Annotated in this window: 27 protein-coding genes; 8 read left to right on the forward strand and 19 right to left on the reverse strand. The window is 44.8% G+C overall.

The window, feature by feature from the left end:
- The first annotated feature begins 52 nt into the window (after positions 1-52).
- The 8 genes from HMPREF2983_RS02105 (at position 53) to HMPREF2983_RS02135 (ending at position 4,008) form a co-directional block, all read left to right on the forward strand.
- A complete protein-coding gene (locus HMPREF2983_RS02105; RefSeq protein ID WP_004345345.1) occupies positions 53-289 on the forward strand; it encodes a hypothetical protein in 237 nt (78 codons plus the stop codon).
- A gap of 18 nt (positions 290-307) precedes the next feature.
- Positions 308-772 (forward strand): MutS N-terminal domain-containing protein, encoded by a 465-nt coding sequence (locus HMPREF2983_RS02110; protein ID WP_070666266.1) that lies wholly within the window; start codon positions 308-310, stop codon positions 770-772.
- 16 nt (positions 773-788) lie between these two features.
- The gene (locus tag HMPREF2983_RS02115) at positions 789-2,222 is read left to right on the forward strand and encodes a class I SAM-dependent methyltransferase (protein WP_070666268.1); all 1,434 of its coding nucleotides are present in this window, start codon (positions 789-791) and stop codon (positions 2,220-2,222) included.
- Between the two features lie 142 nt (positions 2,223-2,364).
- On the forward strand, positions 2,365-2,676 hold the full coding sequence (locus HMPREF2983_RS02120; RefSeq protein ID WP_070666271.1) for a type II toxin-antitoxin system HigB family toxin: 312 nt from the start codon (positions 2,365-2,367) through the stop codon (positions 2,674-2,676).
- Positions 2,673-3,032, forward strand: a complete 360-nt coding sequence (locus HMPREF2983_RS02125; RefSeq protein ID WP_070666274.1) for a helix-turn-helix domain-containing protein — start codon at positions 2,673-2,675, stop codon at positions 3,030-3,032. The genes HMPREF2983_RS02120 and HMPREF2983_RS02125 overlap by 4 nt, the downstream gene beginning before the upstream one ends.
- A 23-nt stretch (positions 3,033-3,055) precedes the next feature.
- The gene (locus HMPREF2983_RS02130) at positions 3,056-3,301 is read left to right on the forward strand and encodes a hypothetical protein (protein ID WP_025065676.1); all 246 of its coding nucleotides are present in this window, start codon (positions 3,056-3,058) and stop codon (positions 3,299-3,301) included.
- 43 nt (positions 3,302-3,344) lie between these two features.
- Positions 3,345-3,494 (forward strand): hypothetical protein, encoded by a 150-nt coding sequence (locus HMPREF2983_RS13925; protein WP_004345356.1) that lies wholly within the window; start codon positions 3,345-3,347, stop codon positions 3,492-3,494.
- A gap of 64 nt (positions 3,495-3,558) precedes the next feature.
- Positions 3,559-4,008, forward strand: a complete 450-nt coding sequence (locus HMPREF2983_RS02135) for a hypothetical protein (RefSeq protein ID WP_070666277.1) — start codon at positions 3,559-3,561, stop codon at positions 4,006-4,008.
- A 142-nt stretch (positions 4,009-4,150) separates the two neighbouring features.
- On the opposite strand, the gene HMPREF2983_RS02140 is transcribed toward HMPREF2983_RS02135, so the two are convergent.
- Genes HMPREF2983_RS02140 through HMPREF2983_RS02230 form a run of 19 tightly spaced genes read right to left on the reverse strand, consistent with a single transcriptional unit; the run spans position 4,151 to position 23,484 of the window.
- Positions 4,151-6,382: a hypothetical protein gene (locus HMPREF2983_RS02140; protein WP_070666280.1), complete on the reverse strand. Its 2,232-nt coding sequence runs from the start codon at positions 6,380-6,382 to the stop codon at positions 4,151-4,153.
- A gap of 10 nt (positions 6,383-6,392) precedes the next feature.
- Entirely contained in the window at positions 6,393-6,677 is a 285-nt protein-coding gene (locus HMPREF2983_RS02145; RefSeq protein ID WP_004345359.1) for a hypothetical protein, read from the reverse strand.
- Positions 6,677-7,528: a M23 family metallopeptidase gene (locus tag HMPREF2983_RS02150; protein ID WP_070666283.1), complete on the reverse strand. Its 852-nt coding sequence runs from the start codon at positions 7,526-7,528 to the stop codon at positions 6,677-6,679. Before HMPREF2983_RS02150 ends, HMPREF2983_RS02145 begins: the two co-directional genes overlap by 1 nt.
- Positions 7,529-7,561: 33 nt before the next feature.
- Entirely contained in the window at positions 7,562-8,881 is a 1,320-nt protein-coding gene (locus HMPREF2983_RS02155) for a hypothetical protein (protein ID WP_070666287.1), read from the reverse strand.
- Between the two features lie 14 nt (positions 8,882-8,895).
- On the reverse strand, positions 8,896-9,669 hold the full coding sequence (locus HMPREF2983_RS02160; RefSeq protein ID WP_070666290.1) for a hypothetical protein: 774 nt from the start codon (positions 9,667-9,669) through the stop codon (positions 8,896-8,898).
- 12 nt (positions 9,670-9,681) lie between these two features.
- Entirely contained in the window at positions 9,682-10,215 is a 534-nt protein-coding gene (locus HMPREF2983_RS02165) for a hypothetical protein (protein ID WP_070666293.1), read from the reverse strand.
- A gap of 13 nt (positions 10,216-10,228) precedes the next feature.
- Positions 10,229-11,080: a conjugative transposon protein TraN gene (gene traN, locus HMPREF2983_RS02170; protein ID WP_070666296.1), complete on the reverse strand. Its 852-nt coding sequence runs from the start codon at positions 11,078-11,080 to the stop codon at positions 10,229-10,231.
- A 25-nt stretch (positions 11,081-11,105) separates the two neighbouring features.
- The gene (locus HMPREF2983_RS02175; RefSeq protein ID WP_070666300.1) at positions 11,106-12,425 is read right to left on the reverse strand and encodes a conjugative transposon protein TraM; all 1,320 of its coding nucleotides are present in this window, start codon (positions 12,423-12,425) and stop codon (positions 11,106-11,108) included.
- Position 12,426: 1 nt separating this feature from the next.
- Entirely contained in the window at positions 12,427-12,753 is a 327-nt protein-coding gene (locus tag HMPREF2983_RS02180) for a hypothetical protein (RefSeq protein WP_070666303.1), read from the reverse strand.
- Between the two features lie 20 nt (positions 12,754-12,773).
- Positions 12,774-13,391, reverse strand: a complete 618-nt coding sequence (gene traK / locus HMPREF2983_RS02185) for a conjugative transposon protein TraK (protein WP_070666306.1) — start codon at positions 13,389-13,391, stop codon at positions 12,774-12,776.
- A 12-nt stretch (positions 13,392-13,403) separates the two neighbouring features.
- Positions 13,404-14,579, reverse strand: a complete 1,176-nt coding sequence (locus HMPREF2983_RS02190) for a hypothetical protein (RefSeq protein WP_141757611.1) — start codon at positions 14,577-14,579, stop codon at positions 13,404-13,406.
- A gap of 52 nt (positions 14,580-14,631) precedes the next feature.
- The gene (locus HMPREF2983_RS02195; RefSeq protein WP_246829317.1) at positions 14,632-15,411 is read right to left on the reverse strand and encodes a DUF5045 domain-containing protein; all 780 of its coding nucleotides are present in this window, start codon (positions 15,409-15,411) and stop codon (positions 14,632-14,634) included.
- Positions 15,404-16,216 (reverse strand): hypothetical protein, encoded by an 813-nt coding sequence (locus tag HMPREF2983_RS02200; protein ID WP_070666309.1) that lies wholly within the window; start codon positions 16,214-16,216, stop codon positions 15,404-15,406. Before HMPREF2983_RS02200 ends, HMPREF2983_RS02195 begins: the two co-directional genes overlap by 8 nt.
- A gap of 36 nt (positions 16,217-16,252) precedes the next feature.
- A complete protein-coding gene (locus tag HMPREF2983_RS02205; protein WP_070666311.1) occupies positions 16,253-18,886 on the reverse strand; it encodes a coiled-coil domain-containing protein in 2,634 nt (877 codons plus the stop codon).
- Positions 18,887-18,899: 13 nt separating this feature from the next.
- Positions 18,900-21,815, reverse strand: a complete 2,916-nt coding sequence (locus HMPREF2983_RS02210; protein WP_070666315.1) for a TraG/VirB4 family ATPase — start codon at positions 21,813-21,815, stop codon at positions 18,900-18,902.
- 33 nt (positions 21,816-21,848) lie between these two features.
- Positions 21,849-22,145: a DUF4133 domain-containing protein gene (locus HMPREF2983_RS02215; protein WP_070666317.1), complete on the reverse strand. Its 297-nt coding sequence runs from the start codon at positions 22,143-22,145 to the stop codon at positions 21,849-21,851.
- Between the two features lie 10 nt (positions 22,146-22,155).
- Entirely contained in the window at positions 22,156-22,545 is a 390-nt protein-coding gene (locus tag HMPREF2983_RS02220; RefSeq protein ID WP_371441331.1) for a DUF4134 domain-containing protein, read from the reverse strand.
- Positions 22,546-22,596: 51 nt separating this feature from the next.
- Positions 22,597-22,953: a DUF4134 family protein gene (locus tag HMPREF2983_RS02225; protein ID WP_070666320.1), complete on the reverse strand. Its 357-nt coding sequence runs from the start codon at positions 22,951-22,953 to the stop codon at positions 22,597-22,599.
- A gap of 3 nt (positions 22,954-22,956) precedes the next feature.
- Positions 22,957-23,484 carry a hypothetical protein gene (locus tag HMPREF2983_RS02230; protein ID WP_070666323.1) on the reverse strand — a complete coding sequence of 176 codons (528 nt, stop codon included), beginning with the start codon at positions 23,482-23,484 and terminating at the stop codon, positions 22,957-22,959.
- Positions 23,485-23,888 lie beyond the last annotated feature (404 nt).

Genomic DNA, 23,888 nt, shown 5'->3' on the forward strand with positions numbered 1-23,888 from the left:
TTGAGAATCGGGATGCCCAGAATAAAATTTTAAATCATAAACAACAGGCAAAATGGAAAAGAAACTTATTTATTTGGTTTATCAGACAGATGCTTGGCACTCTGTCGAGACAAGAAAACTTGTTTACATTGGTGAGAATTTGGAAGAAACTATCCGTAAGATGGTAGATTTCCTTTCATTAACCGAAGAAGATGCGAAACAGCTTAGCCAGTGGAGACAGACTTCATGCAACAATAGGGACTTTGAAGTCATGATTGAACGCCAGTTCGTGAATGATTTTACCGTTTAATTCAAAATAATAAAAAGTATGAAAAAGATATTTGAACTTTATAAGGAGATAAAAGCAAAACATCCTGAACATTTACTGCTGATTGGGGATGGAGATTGTTACTTCCTGTTTGAAAAGGATGCCGTTGCCGGAAACAAGTGCCTTGGAACGGACATGCTCTCCCGGTCGGACATTGCAGAAACCCCTGTTAATATTGTGGAATTTCCACATCATTGTCTTGACGCCTATTTGCCAAAATTGGTTCGTGATGGTTATAAGGTTGCTGTATGTGACACCAAAGATCTTGTGAGGTACAAGACAAAAGCAAGGGTGAAAGTTCTTACCGAAGCCGGCAAGTGGCATTTGGCAGAAATCAAGGGTCTTAAAGAGGGAACTATTGTCGAGGGTATATATAACCCTCTGAACAGGGCGTTCGACTTCTACTGGAATGGTGAGGGGGCAATGCTTTGGATTGGCGAGAACGGAGAATTGATAAACGAATAATTTAAAATAAGACAAGATGAACATTTTTACAAATAACGCAGACTTCTACCCGACTCCCGACGAGGTTATAAACACGATGATGATGAGTGAGGATTTTGTCGGCAAGACTATCCTTGAACCATCAGCAGGGAAAGGCAACATTGTTGACTGGCTCAAAAAGAACGGAGCCGGAAAGGTGATTGCTTGCGAAAAGGACACTAACATCAAAAAACTTTTGAATGGCAAGTGCGATATTATAGCGGATGACTTCCTGACCGTTTCTTCAGAACAAATTAGTCATGTGGACTATATCGTAATGAACCCTCCTTTTTCAGAAGGAGCGAAACATATCCTTCATGCGTTTGAGATTGCTCCGGCAGGATGCACCATCATTGCCTTGTGTAACAGCGAAAGCGTAAATCAAGGCTGGGAACGGAACGCCACCAAAGAGAAATTGATGGAGACGATTGAGCTTTATGGGTGCAAGGAGTTCTTGGGCAGAGTGTTTGACGATGCGGAGCGCAGGACGGATGTACATGTTAGCTTGATAAAGCTGTATAAAGAGGGTGAGGGGCAAGACGAGTTTGACGGTTATATGTTTTCCAACGAAAAGGACTCGCTTGATGCGAACGAGACGGAAGGGCTGGTGCAATATAATGTGGTGCGTGACATGGTAAACCGCTATATTTCAGCTGTAAGGCTTTTCGACGAGACGATGGCTGCAGCGGAGAAAATCAACTCCGTGGCATGTTTCGGTGGAAAGAGTGACGGGTATCTCCCTGTAAGGTTTGCCGTGGTAGATGCTTCCAATAGCGTTGTCCGTATCAGCCGACAGCAATACAAAAAAGAGTTGCAGAAGTATTATTGGAGGCGGATATTCGGGAAGCTGAATATGGAAAAGTATGCCACGCAGAAATTACGGGAACAGATAAACAAGTTCGTGGAGCAGCAGACATACGTCCCCTTTACCATGCACAACATTTATCAGGTGCTGAACATGGTAATCCAGACGACGGGGCAGAGGATGAACACAGCGTTACTCGAAGCATTCGACCTGATTTGCTCTTTCTCTGACGAGAATTCCACTGCCGGGGAGAAATGGAAGACAAACGCAAACTATATGGTCAACCGCAAGTTTATTGTTCCATACATGACTTCCTATGACCCCAAATGGCCGAGAGACTATCTCGATCTTGGATATGGAGGGATGGCAAACAGAATGGAGGACGTTTGTAAGGCTCTCTGCTTCATTACGGGTAGGAACTACGACTGTATCGGAAGCCTTGACCGTTTTGTACGAGATAACAACTTGGAATGGGGAAAGACTTTCGAGTGGGGATTTTTCAAGTGTAAGGGCTTTAAGAAAGGAACAATGCACTTTGAGTTTAAAGATGAAGAGGTGTGGATGAAGTTCAACCGTGAAGTGGCCAAACAGCGGGGATGGGTGCTGCCAAAGAAGAAATCTGCATAAACATGAGTATTAGGGAGGTTGCAAGGGCAACCTGCAATCTCCCTGAATATAAAAAATTCTGTCTTGCGGTATTTTATGGCTCTTTTATTTTGTAGTTTAGAAACATCTTCATATCTTTGTAACAGATAAAGACAGGTCATTAATGAGAATTATCTCACAAAAGAAGATTAAGGACTTCTATGGACTACCACAATATGAACAAGCAAAGATACCTTTGCAACAGTGGTACTACACCATAAGGAACAGGGATTACAGGAGTTTTGCCCAAATACTGGTAGACTTCGGTGATACTGTAAGAGAGAAAGGCTTATATGTCTTCAGCATTGGCGAAGGAAAATACAAGGTAGCCACCTCGATATATTTCGATACAGGGTGTGTGTATGTGCGGTTTGTGGGATCCGCTTCTGACTGGGAGGCACTTCTTGATGAGAGGGATGTAAAAAGAACTATATGAAAATATCAGAGGCTCAATATAAGTATGCCCAAAGACGGGTGGAGGAACTGTTGGAGGTTGTCACTGACACGACACTGCCGACATCACCGGAGAGTATGGAGCTGTCTATCATGAGTACTTTTGTGGAAGAATACGAGAAAAAGCATCACCCAATAGAAAAACTCACGCTTGCAGAAGTCATAAAGCAAGGGCTGAAAGCTAAGGGGATGACACAAAAAGATCTGTCCGAGGCCGTAGGACTAAGCACCAGCAGGATAAGCGACTTCACCCAGGGAAAGAGCGAACCGACTTTGGCCACGGCAGGAGAGATTTGCAGGTTGCTCGACATCATGCCTGAAGCAATGCTAAGTTTATAACCAATTAAAACGGAAGAACGATTATGGCATTTGAGATTGAAGTTGACAGAGAACATATTGAGAACACATTGTCCGTCACATATACGATGGGACAGATAAACTCATACATGGAGATTATCCGTGAACTCAAAGAAATACCTGAAGACAATGTGGTTGATATCCGAAAGACCATCGGGAGACTGCAAGACAGAATACAAATGCTGTTGGCATTAAACCCGGAGGCGAAATTGGAATTGGAGACGGAACGGTCAGAAGGACTTAAAGTATAGACAAAAATAAGTGAAACTCAAATAAAAAGAAAGGGAACATACTATGTTAGAATTAGTAGCATCGGCTCTGATATTGGGAGCAGGATTGAAAGCTATTGTGGGTGGTGACACCCGTCGAAAAGGCGGAAAGAAGAATAGCAACTACAAGGATGCTATGGGGTGGTCACACGATAATCACAAGAAATTGTTTTAACGAGAATCATTAACCAGTGGGTACGCTTTAATCGGCGTACTCATAACTTTTTATATACAACACGATGAAGAAGCTGAAATTATTTCTTATAATGATGATGATGTGCTGGACAATGTCAAGTGGGGCACAGACAAACTCTAAGGTTTTACAAAATTACTATATTTATGCTTCGATTGAGGTGAGATGGGCAAATAAAGCTACGGGAGAACCATGCTTCGTTATTTTAATATCACCAGGAGAAAACGGTCAGCAACGCCCAAGTATCTTAAAAAATAGCGAAGGTAAATATGTTGTTGTCAGAAATATGATGGAAGGGCTGGCATATTTAGAGGTACAAGGATGGGAATTGCTTGAGCCAAGAACCGCTGCGGGTATAGGAAATTGGATTGTTAGGCGAAAAACCTCTTTCGAAGAATTGGAGAAACTTGTAAAAGCAAACACAACCTATGAAGATGTAGCTCCAAAAGTTCAACTAAATCTAAGTGAACAGACTTTAAAAGTAGATTATAAATAAGCTACTCCACTTGTAAGCTGCTATTATATGGTTGTGAAGTAGAACTCCGACCCAATCTATTTTTTGTGCATAAATAAAGCCCCCACCGACGCAACTAACTACGCCAGCAGGGGCCGCTAACAAGTAATATTGTAAACAAAATCTATTTCAATCCATAACTACGCTGTTGTTCCTGACTCTCTAATGCTGCCAAACTCTTGTCATAAGTGTTTGAAGCCACGGATCTGTTCTCGTCATACTTCCTTAATACGGCATTTGCTAACGTGTTTAAAGGTATGGCTTTTTTCTCATATGCGTCAACAACCGTGTCAGAAATGTTAATGACAACAGGTCGATTGTCTATATCTGCAATCAAAGAACGGCCTCTCATAAAAACATTATTTAGTCTTGGATTGAGAGGTTCGTCGGCATATTGCTTGTAGTTTCTTGGAGTGGTTTTAGGAGTGGATAGACCTAAGGCTTCGTGGCCGGCATTGTTCAAGAGATTGACACCTCCAAAACCCATCAGCATAAGCTTTAACAGTGGATTATGGCTGAACATTCCAGCGGCAACTGCTGCTAAAGGTAGTATGTTGTTCCCTATGGTGAACGAGGAAGATTTTCCTGTAAACATACTGATAAGCATATCAGGAAGCATTGCAAATACATAACCAAGGTTCTTTGTCACATCGCTAAATCCATTCAACCCTGCATTATCCAAATATTTACCCCATCCCGCTGTCTGAAGCATATGGGGATAAGGAGAAGTCTCTGACATTGGATTTTTTATTTGTTGCGTCCCCATGGCCATATTTTGATAATGTTGGGTGTTTAATGGTTCTGAAGGAGATACTGCGCTTGAAACAACAGACGGCGAGGCAGATTGACCGACTGCGTTATATGCCCCTGTGTCATAATGATCTCTTTTCTCTTGTCTCGAATCCTGGTGATTCCAGCTATATACCGCAGCTCTTGCCACTTGTTTCTCGGCATTTATCTTGTCTATCTGAACAGCAGCCCTTGCATAATCGCCGGCACGCTGTGAGACTTGTGCAAGTGTCATATTTCTGCCATTCAAATTCCAAACCGGCAAGCCATGTGTCGACATCTGCTTAGCAATGGAAAAAAACGAGGTGGCAAAGGCACGGCATTGTTTGGCTGTCTTGTTTAGCATCCAAGCGGGGATGGGTGCGCGGCTATCGTAAGGCAGAGCCTGATGGCTTAACGCTGTGGTAATGGTTTTCAAGAGCTTTTTTGAATTGCCATTTGTCGCTGTCAATAACTGACCAGAATCTTTATGAGTAACAGAATCACTCACATGAGGGCGTATCGGGGCAACCTTGATTTTTTTACCCAAGCCATCATTTACATTGGAAATGTATTCGGTACCGCTCTTCCTATATCCCAATGCACCCTTTTGGTATTTCCCCAATGTATCCTCATTGCCGAAAACCGCTTTGCTGTACTGCTTCTTGGCTGCATCAAGGCCGATTTTGGAAGAAGCCCAATAGTTGAATCCGGCATCGACAGCTGCACCTGAAATCAATCCTTTTACATAGGAAGCTTTAGTAGCTACTTTGTAAGCGGCCTTTTCTTCCAGCCAACCTCCGAATTTTACCGCACCTCCCTTCAGGGCATATCCGGCTGCTCCCTTGGCAGCAGCTTTCAATGGTACGGCAGCTACAGAACCGACAACATCCAATGCCGGTGCGTCCATAACAGCTCCAAAGGCAAAAGCCCCGGCTTTCTCCACTTTTGACGGCTTATAGAGTTTATTGCCCAGCTCACGATTCTCTTCTTCTGCAGGTGAGAGGTCGCGACCACGCATGAACCTACCAGCCAATGTCATCATAATAGAACTGTTGGCACCCTCTTTCAGGATATATTCCAAAGAGGACTTGGGCATATCGGTTCTGGCCAAATGCTCTTTGAGCAGCTCCATAAAACGAATCTGTCCATAGTGAACTGCGGGATCGACGAATTTCCGTTTTTCCACCTTTTCCAACTCCTCCTCAACTCTTATGTAACCTTTTGTTCCTAACTTGGCGATAAGAGATTCCCGATACCTGTCTATCAAATGCCCCCAGTCCTTTTGGAAGTTCTTGCCGGCAACAATCTTGTTTACGACCCCACCAATAAAATCGTCGAGATTTTTTTTGTTCCATTTCCCTGAAGACGATGCGTTCACATTTGCAGTCTGTACACGTATCATTCCTTGCATGACGGATCCGGCACCGATATTAGCCGGCATTTCATTGTAGGCCTTATAGAACTCTTCTGTCTGCTTACGGTGATAATATCTGTAATCCTTGGCGATGACAGGAGCACAATACTTGCTGAAGTATTGGTTAAAACAATACTCCAACTCTCCGAAATGTTGATTATTACGTGCCATGTGATGGTTTTTATATACCTAATAACTGTTTGCGTGCCTGCTCGATAGCCTTGTGGCAGACGTTCATCTGTTTGGGATAGAAACGTGCGAGCCAATCATCCAACAAGATTTCGTCATTGATGAACTTTACTGCCAGCTGGCGAGTGATCTCTATTGATTTCTCTCCTTTCTCCCTGCCATTGAACCATGCCTTCGTCCAACAGCGAGTCCCCGTCGTGTCGAAGTAGATGGATGCCTCACGGCTGATGTCGTAACTATGAATGTCTATTTCAAGATTTTGCAAAGGATCCTCCATCAAGCCGTTGGCGGCAGCTTCTTCAGAAAGTTTTTTTTTTGAGACTCGTCCCACGACTGGGGATAGATACCTTGACGGACGGCCAAGAATCCAAGAAAGTCCTCTATCAGGATTTCCTGAATCTTCTCTACCAAAGGGGCACTACGCCCGGATAATCCTAAAGGATTACCCAAGTCGGGAATCGTCTCGTAAAAGTAGTTCTTGTCGGCAGCTTTCGAGAGGATATTCTTCAGCGATGCTTCCATCTTTTTAGGAGGCGTATAGGCCTTTGTACGAAGTTCGTTCATGTAAGTGGGCAGCCAACGGAGCATCAATGCCATGATCTCGTCCTGACAATCGTCATACTTGGTGACAATTTTCTTGTCCCCCAGGACTTCGGCTGTAGGCTGATGGGTAATACCCATGGCAGCTAACTGCTGTATGTTTGCCCAAATCATGGCAATAAAATTATCAGGGTCAAGCTCCTTACCGTTAAATCGGACTCCCATGTGCAGGAACTCACCGGCATGGGCAATCTCTTGCCCAGCCTTTACATTCGTACCATAAGGGGTGTAGGCCTCGGATATGTGTCCATAGGTAACCTCGTATTTGCCGTATCTGGTGATGATATAGTTTTCGTGAACCGCATCATGCCCGGCACCGATGACCATGCCGCTTGCAATGGCATACAAGGGTTTGTCCTTGATGGCATAATCAACACCTTGGTGCTGAAACTTCTCTCCTGTCTTGGGGTGGGTTTGTTCACCGAAAGGGAGGATGACATTCAGCTCTTCTTTTTCGTCTAAAGCAAAAGGCATCATGAAGCCGCTTGCGGACTCCAGGAGCATGTCCTTATAATCTGTTGCGTTCATATATTATACTTGTTAGCTTGTTAATTTTTAACTTCATATTCCACGAGAGCGTCGCACCACCGGCTCTTCCGATACTGGGAAATCTACCTGTGATACAGCTGGTGCGACAGCATAACGTTGCATCTGCTGCATAGGCTGGCTCTCCGATTGTCGATGGTTGATGTTGCGCATGGTCATACCGCCCAACATTAGACTGGCCATCTTGCCAAGCCAACCAAAAGGCCCGAACATCATGTAAGATGAAAGTGCCAGGGATGCTAAATTCATCTTTGAGACATTGCCTCCCGTAAGCTCATTGGCAATGGAATGTACACCGTTCACCATCGTACCGGTAAGTCCTCCTTGTTGTGGAACACCTTGTGTCATTCCCGAGCCCATTATTTGGGATGTTGACGGATATTGGGGAGTCGTGGGATCATAGTAACCTCCGTTGCCGTTAGATACCATACCATTACCCGAAAAATACTGACCAATCTGCTCTTTGCCTGTCTCGTAGAGATGAGCCCCTTCACCCAAGACAGAGGAAACGCCACCTTTAACGCCTTGATATAACCCGGCTGCTTCACCAGCAACGGAACCGACACCGTGACTGACCTTCCCATAAGTGCCATCACCGAAAAGGACATCCGTCAGATTGGCGATCATGCCGACCTCATTTCCTTGACCGTCCACTTTCTTGCCCAATGTCGTTTCTCCAAGAACACCGACAAGACCTTTTTTGGCAGCATCCTCACCGCCTAAGGACTTCATCATGTCCGGTAGCAGGGTGCGCCCTGTCAGCTGGCGGTAGGCAATGGAAGAAAGAATAAGGCTTGCCACTGGATGGTTTGCCGAATATTTTGCATATTGACCAGCCCATCCGGCTGTCTTGTTGATTACTTTTCCACCTTCGTGCCAACCAATCTTTACCGCATTCTTAAGTGTCTCCTTATTGATAAGGGCTGCCTTTTTCGCGGTCTCTTCAGCAATCTTTTCAGCTGCTTTTGTAGAATGGACAACACCCTGTCCGGTTGCCTTGGTACCATCAACCAGAATTCGTTCTGCCTTTTGAGCGGTTTTGGCTCCGATATGTTCGGTCGATTTGAAACCGGTCTTGAATTTAGGCAGGCTCTTTTCCCAACTCTTGAAACCTGACTCCACCTTGGTCGCCTTGCCTCCCATGGACTCTATCCACTTGGTATAGTTGGCCTTGCTGGCATAACGTCCTTCTTTCATTGCAGCATTGGCCAAAGCCCTACCGACAGATTTCTCCGCACTTTCCGCTGATTTCTCTGCAAACTTAACTCCTACCTTGGCAAGCGGCTTTTCTGCAACTTTGGCGGCTGCTTTACCAAGTTCTTTCATCCAGCCCATAGTCTTCTTTATTTTTAGTTAGAATATTTTATTTGAACGATTGCACGTGCCTTATGGCTTTCCGTCTTCGGGGTCTCTATGATACCACCGTTGGCAGAGGAGCAAAGCCATGCCTGTAAACCGCTATTTTCGCTTACTTCAGTGGAAGTCCAATACCAACAGTCTCCATCTAAAGCTATCGGCGTGCCACCTAATCTTTCTATGATTGGATTGACACTTCTGGCAGAGACATTCAGTAGACGCTGCTCCGCAACGCTGGGTAAGAAGTCACTCTGACCGCCTTCATGGAAAGTAAAGAGCTTCATGGCCAGCGGACTGCCTTTCTTTGTCCCGGCATTATAACTCTTCTGCATGGCTCGTGTATTGGCAGAGCCGTCAAAAGCGGTAAGGTTGCCGCTCGTTCCGTTGGAAAGGCCTACAGAATCACAGAAGACTTCATTGAGTTCTTTCAGCATGACTGCCATGAGCGGATGGTCTTCCGTCTGTTCTGCAAAAACAACTCCCACGGCCTTATGGGTAGTTTGGGCAAAGTAAGTCTCCGGATCAATACAACTATGGTTCTCACATAAGATATACCCTACATGAATTGCATTGTCGGAAGACTCATAATCGTCACATGAACTAAAACTCATGAGAACAACCAATGCGGCAAGTCCCCATACGCTTCTGTTGTTGTGGCGGAATCTCTTACGTGAAGACTGGTGGCGTACTCTATAAGAAACACGCATGATCCTGCGAGAAAGTCTTATCATACGTATAATCGCCATAAGCATTTTGTATATGTTCATATCATTCTTGGTTTATAGGGGAATCTTAACACCGATGGCTCCACCGGTACGGAATAAATCCTTGCCTCGTATCGTCACATCTTCCTTTACCTGAAAGAAAATACTCCAGCCATTATAGAGATTGAAAGTGTGTTCGTAGCCAAGCGACCCTACACCGACAAACTTGTGCAAGTCACTGCCGCCACTCATACCGATTCTGATGTTGCCATGATGGTTACGGCCACGTATCACGCATGGCTTATAGGCAAGACCGACATTCCAAATGTTGTAACTGTGCCAAAAAGATTTCCTGGTGACATAGCCTGCTTCAGAGTCGGTCTTATACTGAATGTAGTAGTTCGCAAAATACTCCATCGCATTGTGATAATTCATTTCATGCTCATAGGCCAGTGTCGCTTCAAAACCTTTTGGGTAAGAAGCTCCCACGCCTACCATCAGATGGTTGCCGTGCCCTTGACCCATGACAGACATTGCAAACAGGCAGGTCAGGCATAGTGTCACAACCCTCGCAAAGAGATAAGAATAATTACCTTTGTAGATTCTCATGATGTCTCCTTTCTTATTGTTCTTTCAAAAGTAGCGTATCGAACGAATCGGCACTAAGTACATCCTCATAGTCCAAGTTCAGCGAAATGGTACGACCGCTGATCTGCTTCTCTGACAATTCCACGGTAAGTACCTTGTCATTTGGGAATGTCATCTTCTTCAGGACGATCACATTACGGTAACCATTCCTGAACTTTACAGAACGGTCAAGAATAAATGCTGGTTTCAATTCGATAATCTGGACATTGGTGGACTTCTCCTGCTTTTTGTCTTGGAGCTTTACACGTAATTCATCAATGTCGAACGGCAGGTTAGTCTTATTCTCCACGGAAAAATCGATGAAGAAGTACTCACCGACCACATAGATATTGTTCAAACGCATGGTCATTTTATCCTTTTTTGTGAACGTGCTGCGGTATTTGGCCGGAGAGTTCCACACTTTCATACAGTAGGAAGCCATGTCCGTTGTAGACATGCTGATTTCAGGATTATGAAAGGCATTGCGTTCCACAAGTTCCACTTCCTTATCAGAAACGGCTTCCTGAAGGCGGTGCGTATAGATGAGCGCATATTGCACCCTGTAACGCTCGGTGATGATCGTGACGATACCCAGCACATCGCCGTCATTGTGATTGCCGCTCTTGGGCTTTATACGGATCACATTGTCCAACGGCTTGTCACCTGCCACGGAATCGGTGGAAATGTCCACCAAACGGATAGGCTCGGAAGCCGTGACAATGGTAGATACGTTCTCGTTTACGGTCAGCACCTCCATATCCGAGTAGGTCTTTTGGGCATGTGCTCCCATTAAAATGGTGGTACACATGACCAAGATAGCAATAATTTTCTTCTTAAAAATTTTCATGTCTTTTATCTTTCTTGTTAGCGTTTTACTTTCTTTGTCTCTTCTCTTGCTGGCTTCCGTCTATCAGATAAACGAGCGTGCCATACTTCAGCTTCACCCTGTTCCTGCGAATGACTTTGCCTACAGCATTCATCACCTGCTGTGAGGCATTCTGTACAGCTTGGCTGGCCCAACCCTTGACTCCTGTTGAAGAGGCGGTATTGTCTACGATATTCGTTCCGCCCTGCGTGGCAGAACCAAGAATTTCCTTGCCGGTCTCTTTAAAGGAGGACAATGGAACATAAAGACCTTCCTGACCGTCCGTGTCATAGATGGAAAGGCTGACGCGGATAATCTCTTCTTTGCTGAAGATGCTTTGTACGGTTCCTTTTACTCGCTGATGTCCGAAACCTGACATCTGGGCATAGAGATAAGTTCCTTTCTTGACGGTCATATCGCCAATTTCCACATCATCCAACAAACGAAGGCGCACACGGCTTCCCTCCTGTGCTTTCACATCCTCGTCGATGATGGCTTTGATGAGCTTGGACTCTTCTGTTGAAGAAGAGGAAATGGTATTGAAATAGTCGGAAGGGGTCTTTACTTTCTTGACAACCTTTTCCGGTACTCCCTCCGCCTGTTCTCCTGCCCCACGGGCATTGTTGTCCGTTCCGGAAGACACAGAAGAGACGTTGTTTCCGTAAGATAGATTGTTGCCACTGTTATGCGAACCGGCTACGGGCAGACCATATTCCCCATCACCCCCATAACTGTCTTCATTGCCATATCTGCTACGACGTGACGGGGAGCCGAAAGCGACGCCATTAAGATCGTCATTCATATTCTCCATTTCACGTTGCCGTCTCCTGCGGTCAAGCCGGGCTATCTCGGAATCGCTGACCGGAGCTACAAAGTTGTCACCGGAAGAAGAGCCGCGAGAATGATTCCTCCCTCGACGGACGCGGTCTTGCATTTCTTGGATTTTGCGCTGTTCTTCCCGCTGTGCCTGTTGCTGTTCTTGCTGCCGTCGCACCATTTCAGCCTCCCTGTCGCTGTATTGTGAACTGTAATCCTCCTTCTTGTTAACCGAGTCCCGGTCGTTCTCGACATTCTCGACACCGGAAAGGTCATTGATTTGTCCATACTCACGCTCGGCATTGTCCAACTTGCCACCCAATACACTGTCTGTATTGGCAGTAGGAAGATTAGAGTTCAAATAATCTGTTGTAGACAAACGCGGGTCATTGTCGGACACGTCAGTATGTACGGCATCGATGATGAAGTATCCCACGAACAAAACCAATGGGTATAAGATAGCTGGAAAAATATACTTTCGGTCTTTAAAATTGATTTTCTTTACATCCATTTTAGTGTCTGTTTATTATGCGTCTTTGGTGTAATGCTGAATCCACTTGTTCTACAGCGGTAGAACGGTGTGTCTTGGAAGCGTTGTAGCTACGCACCATATTGACTATATTGATGGCAAAACAGCCTATCACGATGCCGAAGACGGTAACGAGGAAACCTACACGATGGCGGTTGGCCACCGTCTGTATCTTCATGACAAACCAACTCAAACCGCTCTTGTCTGCAAACTGTCTACCGGCTTCCACTTCTCTTTCGTAACGCTCTTTGTATTTCGGGGCGTTCTTGTCTGGCATAGGTTCGCCCATAATGATTTTCTTCAATCCCATAAATGTTCAAAACTTTAATGTTAGAAATTGGTTTTCTGATTCTCGGAGAGATCCTTATTGACAAGCGTCCTCCAGCCAAAGATAATAAAGCCGTGAGGATTGTTCTCGGAGCGCGAAACCCTCCTTAGGCTTCCGGCTGTAATGAGCTGACGCATCAAGATACTTGTGCGACGCTCAATGCGCTGGCGGCCATAGTAGGTAAAGGTCATCTTCTGTTTGTCTAACTTGATGGAATCACAGAAAATGCTGCATATCGTACTCGTTCCGATGATATTGTTATAAAAGCCTTTTTCCTTCAAGGCGTTATACTGCGCAAGACCGGACTCATCTATAAGGTACATGGCTTTCTTAATGGTATAATCAATATACTTGTCGTCTGGAGCCAATGTAAAGAAGAGATTATGGAACATTTCCACATGGCTCTTTGCTTCCACTTCAAAAGTCTCGTCCATCGTAGTCTGTTTGACGAGAATAGGTACAGGGCCATCAAGGACATAAATCTTTTTATGGGCATCAGCGACCATGCCTCTGGCAACAAAAAGACTCCCAAGGCTGATAACGACACAACCTGTCAAAAACAGGCTGGTAATAATCAGCACCAACTTTATCTTGTTTTCTAATTTCTTTAATACAGCCATAGCATTGTCATTTTAATGTATTCGGGGCATAACGGACATGGCACTTGACTTGACGGAGGATGCCACTCCTTCACCAAAGTTGCGGGTAGAGAAGGCGGTGTCGCCTTCAGGGATCATCCATGCGGCAAGGTCTGGAACCAAGTTCAGGCATCTCAAAGCAACCACGGAAGCTGCAAGGAGATAGCCACAAGTCATGAAAGCATTTTGTATGTAGCCGTTAATTGTACCAGTAGATGATGTAATGGCAGTAAGATTTTCTACCTGAACACTGATAACAATGTCAAACAGCAGTAGCACATAGAAACCCACAAAATAGAGCATGGCTCCATAGAAATGGACTGTCAAGTAACGGATAAGCCATTTGGCCCATGCTCCCTCCCATTTTGGAAGAACGGAAAATGCCCATTGGATTGGGCCGAAGATGGTCAGCATGCCCAATAATATCTGCTGACAGAATATGGTGGCCCACCAGCCGACCCGGTACAGTACCAGGGCAAGAAACATCACTATCTTATCAAAGCCAATGATGAGACCAGCAAAGACTGATGACTTTTTAGCCCTTGCAGCGGCCTTGATACCTTCAGCGGCATCGCTACCAGAGGTATATTTTGTTAAAGCATCAATACTTGCATCATTTTGCAATCCTTCTGATGCAGCTTCTACTTCTGCCGCTTTTTGATACATCGTATCGCGTTTCTGTAACAACGGCATCAATTCGTTGTATTTCTCACTGACCTGTACGGCTTCTGCTTCATAGAGGTCGTGAGTGTAGCTTCCTATACAGTTAGGAATATAGGCCAGGGCATCCAAGATGCTGCCATTGCCACTGCCCATACCGGTCATGCTGGGCGGATACCAAAAAATCATGATGAGAGCAATACCCATTACTTTGAGTATCTTGAATACATCGATTGGCTCTCCCTTGACCATCATCTTGTAAGCCATACTGGCTCCTACGATGATGGAGAACAAGGCACCTAATGCCATGCTCATTTGGAGTATCCACCAGAACGGCCCCTGCGTGCCGATGAAGTCGGGATTGCATAAAAACTCGTTGGTTTGGAAGACAACATTATCGATGTCTTCTTCGAACAGGTCAACACCTATGGTCTGGGATAGGTCGGAGATCGTGCCCGACAGCCCTTGAAGTCCTCCCTGTGCGGCTAAAAATAATGAACTGAATGCCATAATTGATTTCTTTACTTGTTAGCTTATATTTTGTTTTATACTTTATTATCTTCTACTTTTTGTAATTCTTGCTGGAAAAACCATCAACGGCCATCGCCACTTTCCAACGGTTCAGGGCATCAGAAGCTACCGTGTTGATGGATGAAAGTCGCTGGGGAGGCTTGCTGTTCTTCTGCATCTCCTTTGCAGATTTCACGCTGTTCCAAGTGAGCAACTGACGAGTTAGTTGGTAATTGCGCCTGACAACATCCCTATAGATGGCCATGTACTCCTTTTTCCTGCGTCCTAAGTCCTGATAGGATTCACGGGTAATCTTGATGGCGGTCTGAAGGCAGTTATAGATATTCTTCCACTGGCGATAGTCTTCTGCCGTTCCACCGTAGGGCATGATTTTATTGATGTTCTTCTGAAAGATGTCCAACTTGCCCTCTATCTTGCCTTTCTCGACCGTCCATGCCATATCGGTCATGGGGCTGCGGTCAACGATATTCTGTGCTTCCACCTTGGCACGACGGGAGGTCAAGGCTTTGATGCTGTCGGAATAGACCTTTTCGTCTGTCACACGGGCTTTCATGTGGAGACGGAAAATCTGCTTGTTCTCTGCATTGGCTGTCCTTTGATATTTCTTGTGGAGCGCGTTATAATAGTAGCGTGGGGTCAAAGCCCCTGCACCGGTTTCCATTGTGGTGAACTGCTGCATGATGTACTCCTCATGATTTTTCGTGACTTGCACATAACCTTGGCTGAAACCAGAAAGAACTATTGATAGTAGTCCAAGCATAAGAAATACTCTTTGTATATACATGATATGTCTTCCATTAATTTTAATCATAGCGTCTTCCTCCTATGATACCGCCACCACCCAATGGGGCATGCTGGAAGGACCTGTGTTGCTCCAAACATTGAAATGCCTGGAAGGAGTTACCCAACCATCGCCCCAAGGCATCGTTGGCAATTTCCTTGACACTTCTTGCCATAAAGAACTCTTTCTTCCAAAATCCCATCCTCACGGTCATATATGTCCACAATTCCATGTAGGAATGCCTGATGCTGTCGTCTATCTCGTCGATGGAACTGTTGATGTCACCTAAAATGATCATCAGGTCTGACGTGGTACAGTTCCTCACACCCGACACAAGCTCGGATAGCTCTATGTAAGACTTCCTTAACTGCGAAACGCCTTTGTAGACTCTTTCGACGGCTCGTTGGCTGGCATTAAGGATGATGGTGTCACTTGACCAAACGGCTCCATGTAGGAGAATTTCCTTTTTATAGGTGTCTAAAAGCTTATAATAGGCGGAAAGGTTTCTTTTGCAGTTGCCAAAGCTGTTGTAAGCGTGGAAGCCGGTTGCAGTACCATTCAGAATGAGGTCGATGATGTCGAAACACTTCCTGTATCTGTCCAACTTCTTGTTAACCGATGTATAGTCTTCCATTGTCTTCATACTCTTCTTATGATAGGCACGCACACCTTCCTCTGCAAGAGTACGTAGCTCTAACATGGCCTTAACCGTCTTGTGATTACTGATCATGGCTTCCAAAGAGGCGGGATCGGTAGGTACGTCTATTGCCTTGACTTTTCTTGGAATGAAAAGAAGGCATAAGCTCATCAACGATATGTATATCCATTTGTTCATGTCTGCTGTTATCTATGTTAATATCTTAATTGCTGCCTATGGCTTTGCTTTTTTCAAAGTGGGGTTTGAAGAAGCTTTCTTGGCTTTGTCACTTGCGTCCGTCCATCGCCCTAAGGCATATTCGGCTATTGTACCACGGGATTTTCTCGTAATGGGATTCAACAGTTGGTTGGTCAGGAAATCTTTAATAGTCTGGCGGTCATTCATGACCTTTTCCAAAAGAACTAACTGGGAATAGATGATGCTAAGCTGATATTCCACATCCCTTGCCACATCTAACCGGTCGCTTGCCCAAAGCAGATGGATGGCATCTGAACCTTCCTCATTAGGCATATTCTTGGCATAGTTGTATCTCACCGTGATGGAACAGTCGGGCATGTCTTCCATCAACTGTTTCTGTCGCTCGTTGACTTTCGCGGCACGCTCTTTTTCAGACAGGCTCATATCAAGATTCATTGTCTCTATGACATTCTCTGCTGAATAGGCGGCAGAGAGCTTATAATCGACACTCAATATGGCACGGTGGATGCGGATACCAAGAAAACACATCGGCTTCTTTTGAAGTTTCAAAACTGCAGTATAAGTTACCTGAGTCTTAACTTGCGCACAATAGGCATGACGCACAAAGGTATATTGATCGTCACCATTAACCCATTCTCCGGCATCTTGCCAGGAAAGCTGGAACAAACTCTCCAACTCTCTCATATTGGAATTAATTCGGTAAGGACCGCCACTGTCTTCACTAAGATCTTTATAGTATTCTGCTATGGCGTTGTCTATCTGCGCCAGGTTGGATTGGACCTGCGAAAGCTGGCGTTTCAATGCAGCTTGGTTATTGCTGACGGTGTCATATTGTGCACGGAGCGCGGCAACCTTATTGTTATCGTGGGCCAGCTTGGCTTGGCTCATCTGGGAAATCAATGAACTCATCTGTTGGTCCATGGAGCGAATCTGATTTTCAAGGCTATTAATCTCGTCCTGGCAGCCTTTCTTTTTCTGCTGTAGCTCGTTGGCCCCATTCGTGCTCATCTGTGTATAGTCCAAAGCGAAATTCTTCGATTTGGGGTCTTCAAGGCGCTTCCCCTGATTTCCATTCTCTTTCCAATTAAATGAGCCTTCTGCAAGGGTCGCACCATCGTCGCACTTGGCTAAAAACACTACGGAATTGCAGCCCTTTATCTTATTCTCGTCTGCTATAGTGTAGTATTTTCGGGCATCGTAACCTAACTTATACACAACGCGTTGGGAAGCGGCTTTGTCGCTCTCCAAGCTATTGTAGAATTTGAGTTGACTTTCCATTCGCTTCCTGAACGTTTCTTCATCCATGGACTCGGAATCAAAAGTCTCCTCATGTACTTCGTGCTTGATGTTCCATGATTCTCTAACAGTCATACATACCATCCAATGATTTCCTCTCCAATGCTTTGAATGCTTCCCTATACCACCTTTTTCATCTCTTTTGTATGGGAAGGAAACAAGGTCATAAACTAAATATATTGTATGACCAGGATTCTTTTGCTCATACTCGTTTTTTTTCAAAGAATTCCAACCCGTAGATGCCTCTGCTATTCTTTTGAGATTATTATATTCAGCGTCGGAAAGTTGCGGATAACTCGGAGTTCCCTTTCTTGCAAAGTTCTCTTTATAGAGCCAGTTGTCCCAATGATCGCTGTTGTTTGTATTCGAAGGATGGGAGGGATGGTAGGTGGCAACCACTTTCTGACCTTTATCCTCTGAATAGATATACCAGCGTTGCTTGTAATGCTGGCCTTGCAACTCCTTGATGTAGTTGCTCACATAACCCGTGATGCTGTAATTGTCTACTTGGAACAGACGTGAAACGGCATCTGCACTATTCGAACCGATGACACTCATCAAAATGGCCTTGACATTTCCGGCATTGCGGATACTTTCATATTTGCTCCGAAAAGTCTGATATAACTGGTAAATCTCACTTGGCTTGGATTTAAAAATCCTGCCAATGGCAGAGAAGTCCCTCATATTGCTGTCCACAGCACCTTTTCCTGCGGTGGCAAGTACACCTCCAAGCTTGCCGATGTCGTTCTTGATGTCCTCCTTGGCTGCTTTGATGTTGAAATCTCCGACTTTCTCCAAGAGTTCTTTCCAGCTGACATTGCCAAGCTGGGTCAAATCAAAGACTTTTTGCAGCTTCTCATTGATAACCAAGAAAGTTACATCCTTGAACGACAATTTTCCATTAGTAACGACAAGTTCAAACTGCTTGCAGAGCTGTTCGACATTCTTGGTGGTCTTGAACAGGTATGGCCCCCAATAGAGGGCATTGTCGGGCTGTTTGACCATCTTGGCTGCGACGATAATGAGCTTGGGCATAATGCCGTCCTTCACCAAATAGAGAATGCGTTGGTAATAGTAGTTTTCATCGCTGCCGAAAACTCCGACTTCACGCATGGCGTTCCTGTCTTTCAACTTTGACAGGTAGATGCCGGCTGTGGAAAGGCTGGCCTTGGTGTAGTGTCCTAAGATTGAGTCTACATCAGAGGCTGTCTTCCGTTCCGTCTCTTCCTCTATCGCATATGCGGCGGTCATGGCTGCCACGGTCTTTGCATCAATGTTGATGGCATGATACGACTGCGCTGACATGGATGTCACCGAGAGGGACAAAAGGATGATAGCGATGAAACGACGCATATTATTGATGAGTTTAATTGTCTAACACTTTTCTTTCTTTCAGTACTTTCCGTGCAAATTCCAAGGAACTCTTGATTCTGGAGCGTTTCCAATCACGCACGAAGGCCTCAATGGCGTGTTGGTGGTCACATTGGAGAATTTTCTTGTAGAGCTTCAGGGCAAGTTTCTCTACCTTCTCCGTCGTGTAGCTCATGTAACACTCCGGCGGCTCTTCAATGCCATATACATCGCCTTCCTGACCACGTTTGATAAACACTTCCTTGAATGGGGAACGCCCTTCCTTGTTCTCCAGCCGGTTGATGGTGAAAATCTTCTTGCAGTCGATGTCGGTCAGAGCCAAGGTCTTCTTGATGTTGTCGAACTTGTCTTTGAACTTGCTTTGGTCAAGCAGCATGAATACGCCGGAGTTGTTGATGATGGCTTCCTTGACAATTTTGGACTCGGTAACGTCCTGTATCTCTTGCGTTACCACGCCGACCATGGCCCAGTGTTTACGAGCAGTCTTGTATAGGTACTGTATATAGGTGGCCATAACAGGGGTGGCAATGGCTTTCCATGCTTCTTCTATGACCAGGCATTTCCGGCCCTCCTTTAAGAGCATCTTCTGTGTGAAGACATCCATGATGATCAACACGACAATAGGGAAAAGGACAGGATTCTCTTTTATTTTGTCAATTTCGAATACGATGAACTTCTCATTGAACAGGGAAGAATCCATTTCGTTGTTGAGTGTGTACTCCATCTCTCCACCCTTATAGAACGGCTTTAGGATCGTGGCAAATTCGTTGATGGCAAATTTAACCTGATCCTGCTTCATGATTTGAGGAATACGCTCAATGGCGAACTCATAATAGGTGTTGAAGTTGAGTTCCGTAACCCTCATCTTCTTACGCTGGCGTTCTATCTTGTCGATTTTCCTGTTGATCCGCTGAAGATACTTACTCTCTATGAGTTCGGGAGTAAGGCGACGGAGCAGCTGGCTCTTCGCATTGTCTTTTTCTCCTTCAGTAGCGGCGGAATCGTCGATGACGGCTTGCAGCTTGTCACGGAGACGGAGGTCGCGCTGTTTCTTCCTTTCATCGTCATCATCTTCTTCTATATCGTCAATATCATCAGATACTCCGTAACGTTTTTCCAGCTCCTGTTCGTATTCCTCATACTTGCCGGTACGTTTGTCTTCAAGCTCCATGACATGGCGCATGTTGTCGCGCTGCTCTTCGGTAAAGCCTTCAAATGGGGTGAAATACTCTTCGAAGTATTCTATGAGGGTTTGGTTGATGATGGTTTCTTCGAGCTTTGTGGGCTCGCCGTTTCCTTTGAAGATCAGGAAGATGATATTCCTAAGGAAATCTTTCTTCGCTTGGAAGTTCTGCTCATACTCGTCTTTCTCTATCTTGAATGGATTCATCGATATGGGGTGTTCCTTTGAATAGGTGATATAAATACCTTCGAAATAACTACAAAGTCCCTCGTAGCTGTCGCCGGTATCTACAATGACAATATCGGTATCCTGCTCGTAGTACTGCCGCATGACAGTATTCATGAAAAAAGACTTACCACTGCCGGAAGGACCAAGGACAAAGAAATTGGAGTTGTCGGTATATCTAATCTTTCCTTCCTTGCCTGACACGTCAACAGACATCGGTACGCCTTGCCTGTCTGTGTAGTAACATTTCAGGTTCGTGTCATCCCCTTTCTGCTGACGCTCCTTATACATGAGGCAGAGTGCAGGGTCAGAAAGTGTCAGGAAACGGTCGTAGTCGGCATTGAGTTCATGGCAATTGCCGGGGAAGCTGGCAACGAACAACTCCAATTGGTTATAGGCACGCTTTGACAGGTGCATGCTGTATCTTGCCAAAAGGTTCTCCAAACAGTTGGTGATCTTTTGCAGGTTTCTGTCTGCCGATGTCTTTACAATGAGGTTGTAATGGGCATAGACGAATTGTTTTCCGTCACGAGCTACTTCATTAAGGACGTTATTGATGTCTTCAACGGCAATCTGATTATTCGGATTGGGAATGGAAGCATGACGGTTCTTCTTTTTCTCCAATTTTAAAATCTCCCGCTTCTGATTGGGAAGAAAGATGACCTGATTGTAAATAAGCGTGTCTACATCAGGGAGTGTGCTAAGGTCGGAAAGCAGATCCTGCGGCATGACGGAGTTGTTGACATTGATGTCGGCATAAGGGCGAAGGGTGCCGGGAAGACCGGGATCATCTACATCCAAGAGGCTGTAGATTTTCAACTGGTCATCGCCCATGCCGATCTTCTCGGACTCCACCTTGAAGTCATTCATAGAAACAACCTCGTTATTGAAATCAACAGCAAAGAAACGCTCGGTGTATTCCTGACATTCGTCACCAGTGAGAAAGCGACAGTTGATGTTCTCGCTCTTCAGACGGTCATGGACCTTCTGTATCTTGACTTGGAAATCGCGCCACTTGTCGGCATCGTATGCCTTCAAACCGCCATTTCGACCACGTTGAGTGATGGTGAGATAGGTTTCAGAATCTATATAGGGACGGCCGTTGAAGAATTTGAAATAGGCATCGGAAAGAAAATGCTTTCTCACATCTGCACCCTTTCCTGCAATGCTCGACATATTGAAGTTCTTACGGACGAAGATGTCTTGTTTGTGGATGGCATATCCTTCACCTAACACTTGTAGGACGGATGCCAAAAGGGAAGTGAACTCGTAATAACCGTCCGTATCGGCAGAGTACTTCCTGACGGGATTGTCCATCTTAAGGATGGCTGAATAATCGCCTTTCTTTGTGTAGACCACACCGATCTCATTGACATCCTCAAAGCTGAAGTAGATGTCCTCAAATACCTTGGCGCGTTTGCTGCCTGTACCGAAGGCTTTGATGGAAATGTACATTCCCAACAAGATGGAGGTAAAGACCAATATGACGATTAGTGTAATCATGAATTTGTTTTGCTTACAATCAATATGAATATTCTAATAATGTCTTGAATGGCTGAAAATGTAGATTCCTTTCGGGGATTTCTTGGAATGGAGGCCTTTATGTTGCTTGACGAAAATGGAGACTCCTCCTATTGACAGAAAAATTGTCAGCAACGCCAATGCAACAAGAAAGCCGAAAATCACATAGCCAATCAAGAAAGACAACAGACCTCCGCCAACGGTGACAGCGGCCCACACAATGTATCTTCCTCGAAGGCCCAGAAATTCAAGAGGCTTTTGAAGCCCCTTGAATACCGGGTAATCGGGATAGTTGCTTTTGACTGTTGCCATATTCCTCGTCTTAGAGTCCGAAGAACAGTGGCAATGCCTGGGCTGCTGCCACGAGGAAGATGCAGGCACCAACAATCATCATGATGCTCTTCTTGACATCCTGCTCTTCGTTATTCATCTTGATGTAAACGGAGATGGTACCGAGAATGGCAACAATACCTGCAATGACGTAGCATAACTTCGTTACAACAGGGATGTACTTCTTCAGCGCATCGGTTGCTTTACCGATTGCCTGTGCACCAGAGTCCATGCTCTGCGCATCTGCTGCTACCGTGCAAACGACCAGCAATAGCATAACCGCTACAAAGCGAGGGTCTATCACTACGGCCTTGATTTTTTTACCTGCAGAGACACAAAAGCTCTTGGCTCCGCTTACCATTACTGACAAAGTCTGATTCATTGTCTTTGAATTTTTAAATAATTAATGAATAAATAATATGTAATAAAACAATTACCAAAGTCTGTCGGTCACGCCGAACTGGAAACCGAAGAAAGCAGGGAGGACTATAGTGGCTCCAAGCAGAAAAAGGCAGCTGCCGACCAAAATGATGATACTTTTCGTAAATCCTTCTTCTCCTGCCTGCATCTTGATATAGATGCTCGTCGCGCTGTATATAGATAAAAGGGCAGCTATGGCATAAAGCAGATACAATACGGCTGTACAGCATGTCAAGATGAATACCACCATATTATATAACCGGCCTGAATTGCCACTGTAATCCGTCGTACCACAGGTGGCCATGACTGGCTGCGTGAGTAACAGTAATGCCGATAATAGCAAATATGTCTTGAATTTGAATATCTTCATAACTTAGAAACTAAATTGTTCAGCCTGCTCGTCTTCCCTTTTGGCTTTCAAATAGGCGGCTGCATAATCTTCAACGAACTCATCTACATACACAGCTCCCTGAATGTCCGGAGAAACACTATTGAAGTTCTGTCTTATCGAGTCGACCTTGGCTTTTGCCTGCATGGCCAATTCATCGGCATCGGACGCTGCAATATCCTCAGCTGTAAGAGAATTCTTATCCAGTTGAGAAGTCTCCATGCCTTCCCCTTTCTTATTGAAAGATGCTTCTTCTGTCCCATGTCCGTATTTTTCCGGTTCTTCTTCACCGGGACGTTCTATTTGATACTTGCCTTCACCAGTCTCACTGATTCTGACAGGTGATACTGCCGGTGTGCCATCCGCATTGTCGACAGGTGCGCCGGCGTGAATGACTTCTACACTTTCTTTCTTCTCACCTTTCGGCCCGAACAAATCCATGCAAATCATAACTACATAATAGATGACAAATACGAATGTCACTACGATTGCGTATATACCGAATGCTCCCATATTCTTTTATTTATTGGCTACAAAATAAATGACTTAATATCAGAAAGACAGCCTTAAAAAAATAAAAGTCTTATATTAACATTTTCAAAAAGTTTTAGGCAGTTTTACGGCCTTTTTGTGTTAAAATTCGAGGCCTTAAAATTACAGGTTATCCCAAATTTTAGCTAAAACATGAAAAATTAGATGAGTCTGTGGGTGTTGCTCCTCTTGCCTTCCTATACCGATATCATTCTTATATACATATTACCGTATATACAACAATACGTATATACGTATAGAGAACAATATATCCGTTTGACTTATCTACGGTGTTTATTTTACATTTACTTTTATCTATCCTTCCATTTCCGTTTCTGGTTTCGACCTCACTTTTCGTCCGCTTGTAGTCATCCATCGACTTTTAT

Origin of the sequence: Prevotella sp. HMSC077E09 (assembly GCF_001814685.1) — a bacterium.
Classification (GTDB): Bacteria; Bacteroidota; Bacteroidia; order Bacteroidales; family Bacteroidaceae; genus Prevotella; species Prevotella oris.

What these genes read in the sequence shown, in the direction of transcription:
- HMPREF2983_RS02105 (WP_004345345.1), top strand. Translation starts at nt 53, where the DNA reads ATGGAAAAGAAACTTATTTATTTGGTTTATCAGACAGATGCTTGGCAC.
- HMPREF2983_RS02110 (WP_070666266.1), top strand. Translation starts at nt 308, where the DNA reads ATGAAAAAGATATTTGAACTTTATAAGGAGATAAAAGCAAAACATCCT.
- HMPREF2983_RS02115 (WP_070666268.1), top strand. Translation starts at nt 789, where the DNA reads ATGAACATTTTTACAAATAACGCAGACTTCTACCCGACTCCCGACGAG.
- HMPREF2983_RS02120 (WP_070666271.1), top strand. Translation starts at nt 2,365, where the DNA reads ATGAGAATTATCTCACAAAAGAAGATTAAGGACTTCTATGGACTACCA.
- HMPREF2983_RS02125 (WP_070666274.1), top strand. Translation starts at nt 2,673, where the DNA reads ATGAAAATATCAGAGGCTCAATATAAGTATGCCCAAAGACGGGTGGAG.
- HMPREF2983_RS02130 (WP_025065676.1), top strand. Translation starts at nt 3,056, where the DNA reads ATGGCATTTGAGATTGAAGTTGACAGAGAACATATTGAGAACACATTG.
- HMPREF2983_RS13925 (WP_004345356.1), top strand. Translation starts at nt 3,345, where the DNA reads ATGTTAGAATTAGTAGCATCGGCTCTGATATTGGGAGCAGGATTGAAA.
- HMPREF2983_RS02135 (WP_070666277.1), top strand. Translation starts at nt 3,559, where the DNA reads ATGAAGAAGCTGAAATTATTTCTTATAATGATGATGATGTGCTGGACA.
- HMPREF2983_RS02140 (WP_070666280.1), bottom strand. Translation starts at nt 6,382, where the DNA reads ATGGCACGTAATAATCAACATTTCGGAGAGTTGGAGTATTGTTTTAAC.
- HMPREF2983_RS02145 (WP_004345359.1), bottom strand. Translation starts at nt 6,677, where the DNA reads ATGGAGGATCCTTTGCAAAATCTTGAAATAGACATTCATAGTTACGAC.
- HMPREF2983_RS02150 (WP_070666283.1), bottom strand. Translation starts at nt 7,528, where the DNA reads ATGAACGCAACAGATTATAAGGACATGCTCCTGGAGTCCGCAAGCGGC.
- HMPREF2983_RS02155 (WP_070666287.1), bottom strand. Translation starts at nt 8,881, where the DNA reads ATGGGCTGGATGAAAGAACTTGGTAAAGCAGCCGCCAAAGTTGCAGAA.
- HMPREF2983_RS02160 (WP_070666290.1), bottom strand. Translation starts at nt 9,669, where the DNA reads ATGAACATATACAAAATGCTTATGGCGATTATACGTATGATAAGACTT.
- HMPREF2983_RS02165 (WP_070666293.1), bottom strand. Translation starts at nt 10,215, where the DNA reads ATGAGAATCTACAAAGGTAATTATTCTTATCTCTTTGCGAGGGTTGTG.
- traN (WP_070666296.1), bottom strand. Translation starts at nt 11,080, where the DNA reads ATGAAAATTTTTAAGAAGAAAATTATTGCTATCTTGGTCATGTGTACC.
- HMPREF2983_RS02175 (WP_070666300.1), bottom strand. Translation starts at nt 12,425, where the DNA reads ATGGATGTAAAGAAAATCAATTTTAAAGACCGAAAGTATATTTTTCCA.
- HMPREF2983_RS02180 (WP_070666303.1), bottom strand. Translation starts at nt 12,753, where the DNA reads ATGGGATTGAAGAAAATCATTATGGGCGAACCTATGCCAGACAAGAAC.
- traK (WP_070666306.1), bottom strand. Translation starts at nt 13,391, where the DNA reads ATGGCTGTATTAAAGAAATTAGAAAACAAGATAAAGTTGGTGCTGATT.
- HMPREF2983_RS02190 (WP_141757611.1), bottom strand. Translation starts at nt 14,579, where the DNA reads ATGGCATTCAGTTCATTATTTTTAGCCGCACAGGGAGGACTTCAAGGG.
- HMPREF2983_RS02195 (WP_246829317.1), bottom strand. Translation starts at nt 15,411, where the DNA reads ATGATTAAAATTAATGGAAGACATATCATGTATATACAAAGAGTATTT.
- HMPREF2983_RS02200 (WP_070666309.1), bottom strand. Translation starts at nt 16,216, where the DNA reads ATGAACAAATGGATATACATATCGTTGATGAGCTTATGCCTTCTTTTC.
- HMPREF2983_RS02205 (WP_070666311.1), bottom strand. Translation starts at nt 18,886, where the DNA reads ATGCGTCGTTTCATCGCTATCATCCTTTTGTCCCTCTCGGTGACATCC.
- HMPREF2983_RS02210 (WP_070666315.1), bottom strand. Translation starts at nt 21,815, where the DNA reads ATGATTACACTAATCGTCATATTGGTCTTTACCTCCATCTTGTTGGGA.
- HMPREF2983_RS02215 (WP_070666317.1), bottom strand. Translation starts at nt 22,145, where the DNA reads ATGGCAACAGTCAAAAGCAACTATCCCGATTACCCGGTATTCAAGGGG.
- HMPREF2983_RS02220 (WP_371441331.1), bottom strand. Translation starts at nt 22,545, where the DNA reads ATGAATCAGACTTTGTCAGTAATGGTAAGCGGAGCCAAGAGCTTTTGT.
- HMPREF2983_RS02225 (WP_070666320.1), bottom strand. Translation starts at nt 22,953, where the DNA reads ATGAAGATATTCAAATTCAAGACATATTTGCTATTATCGGCATTACTG.
- HMPREF2983_RS02230 (WP_070666323.1), bottom strand. Translation starts at nt 23,484, where the DNA reads ATGGGAGCATTCGGTATATACGCAATCGTAGTGACATTCGTATTTGTC.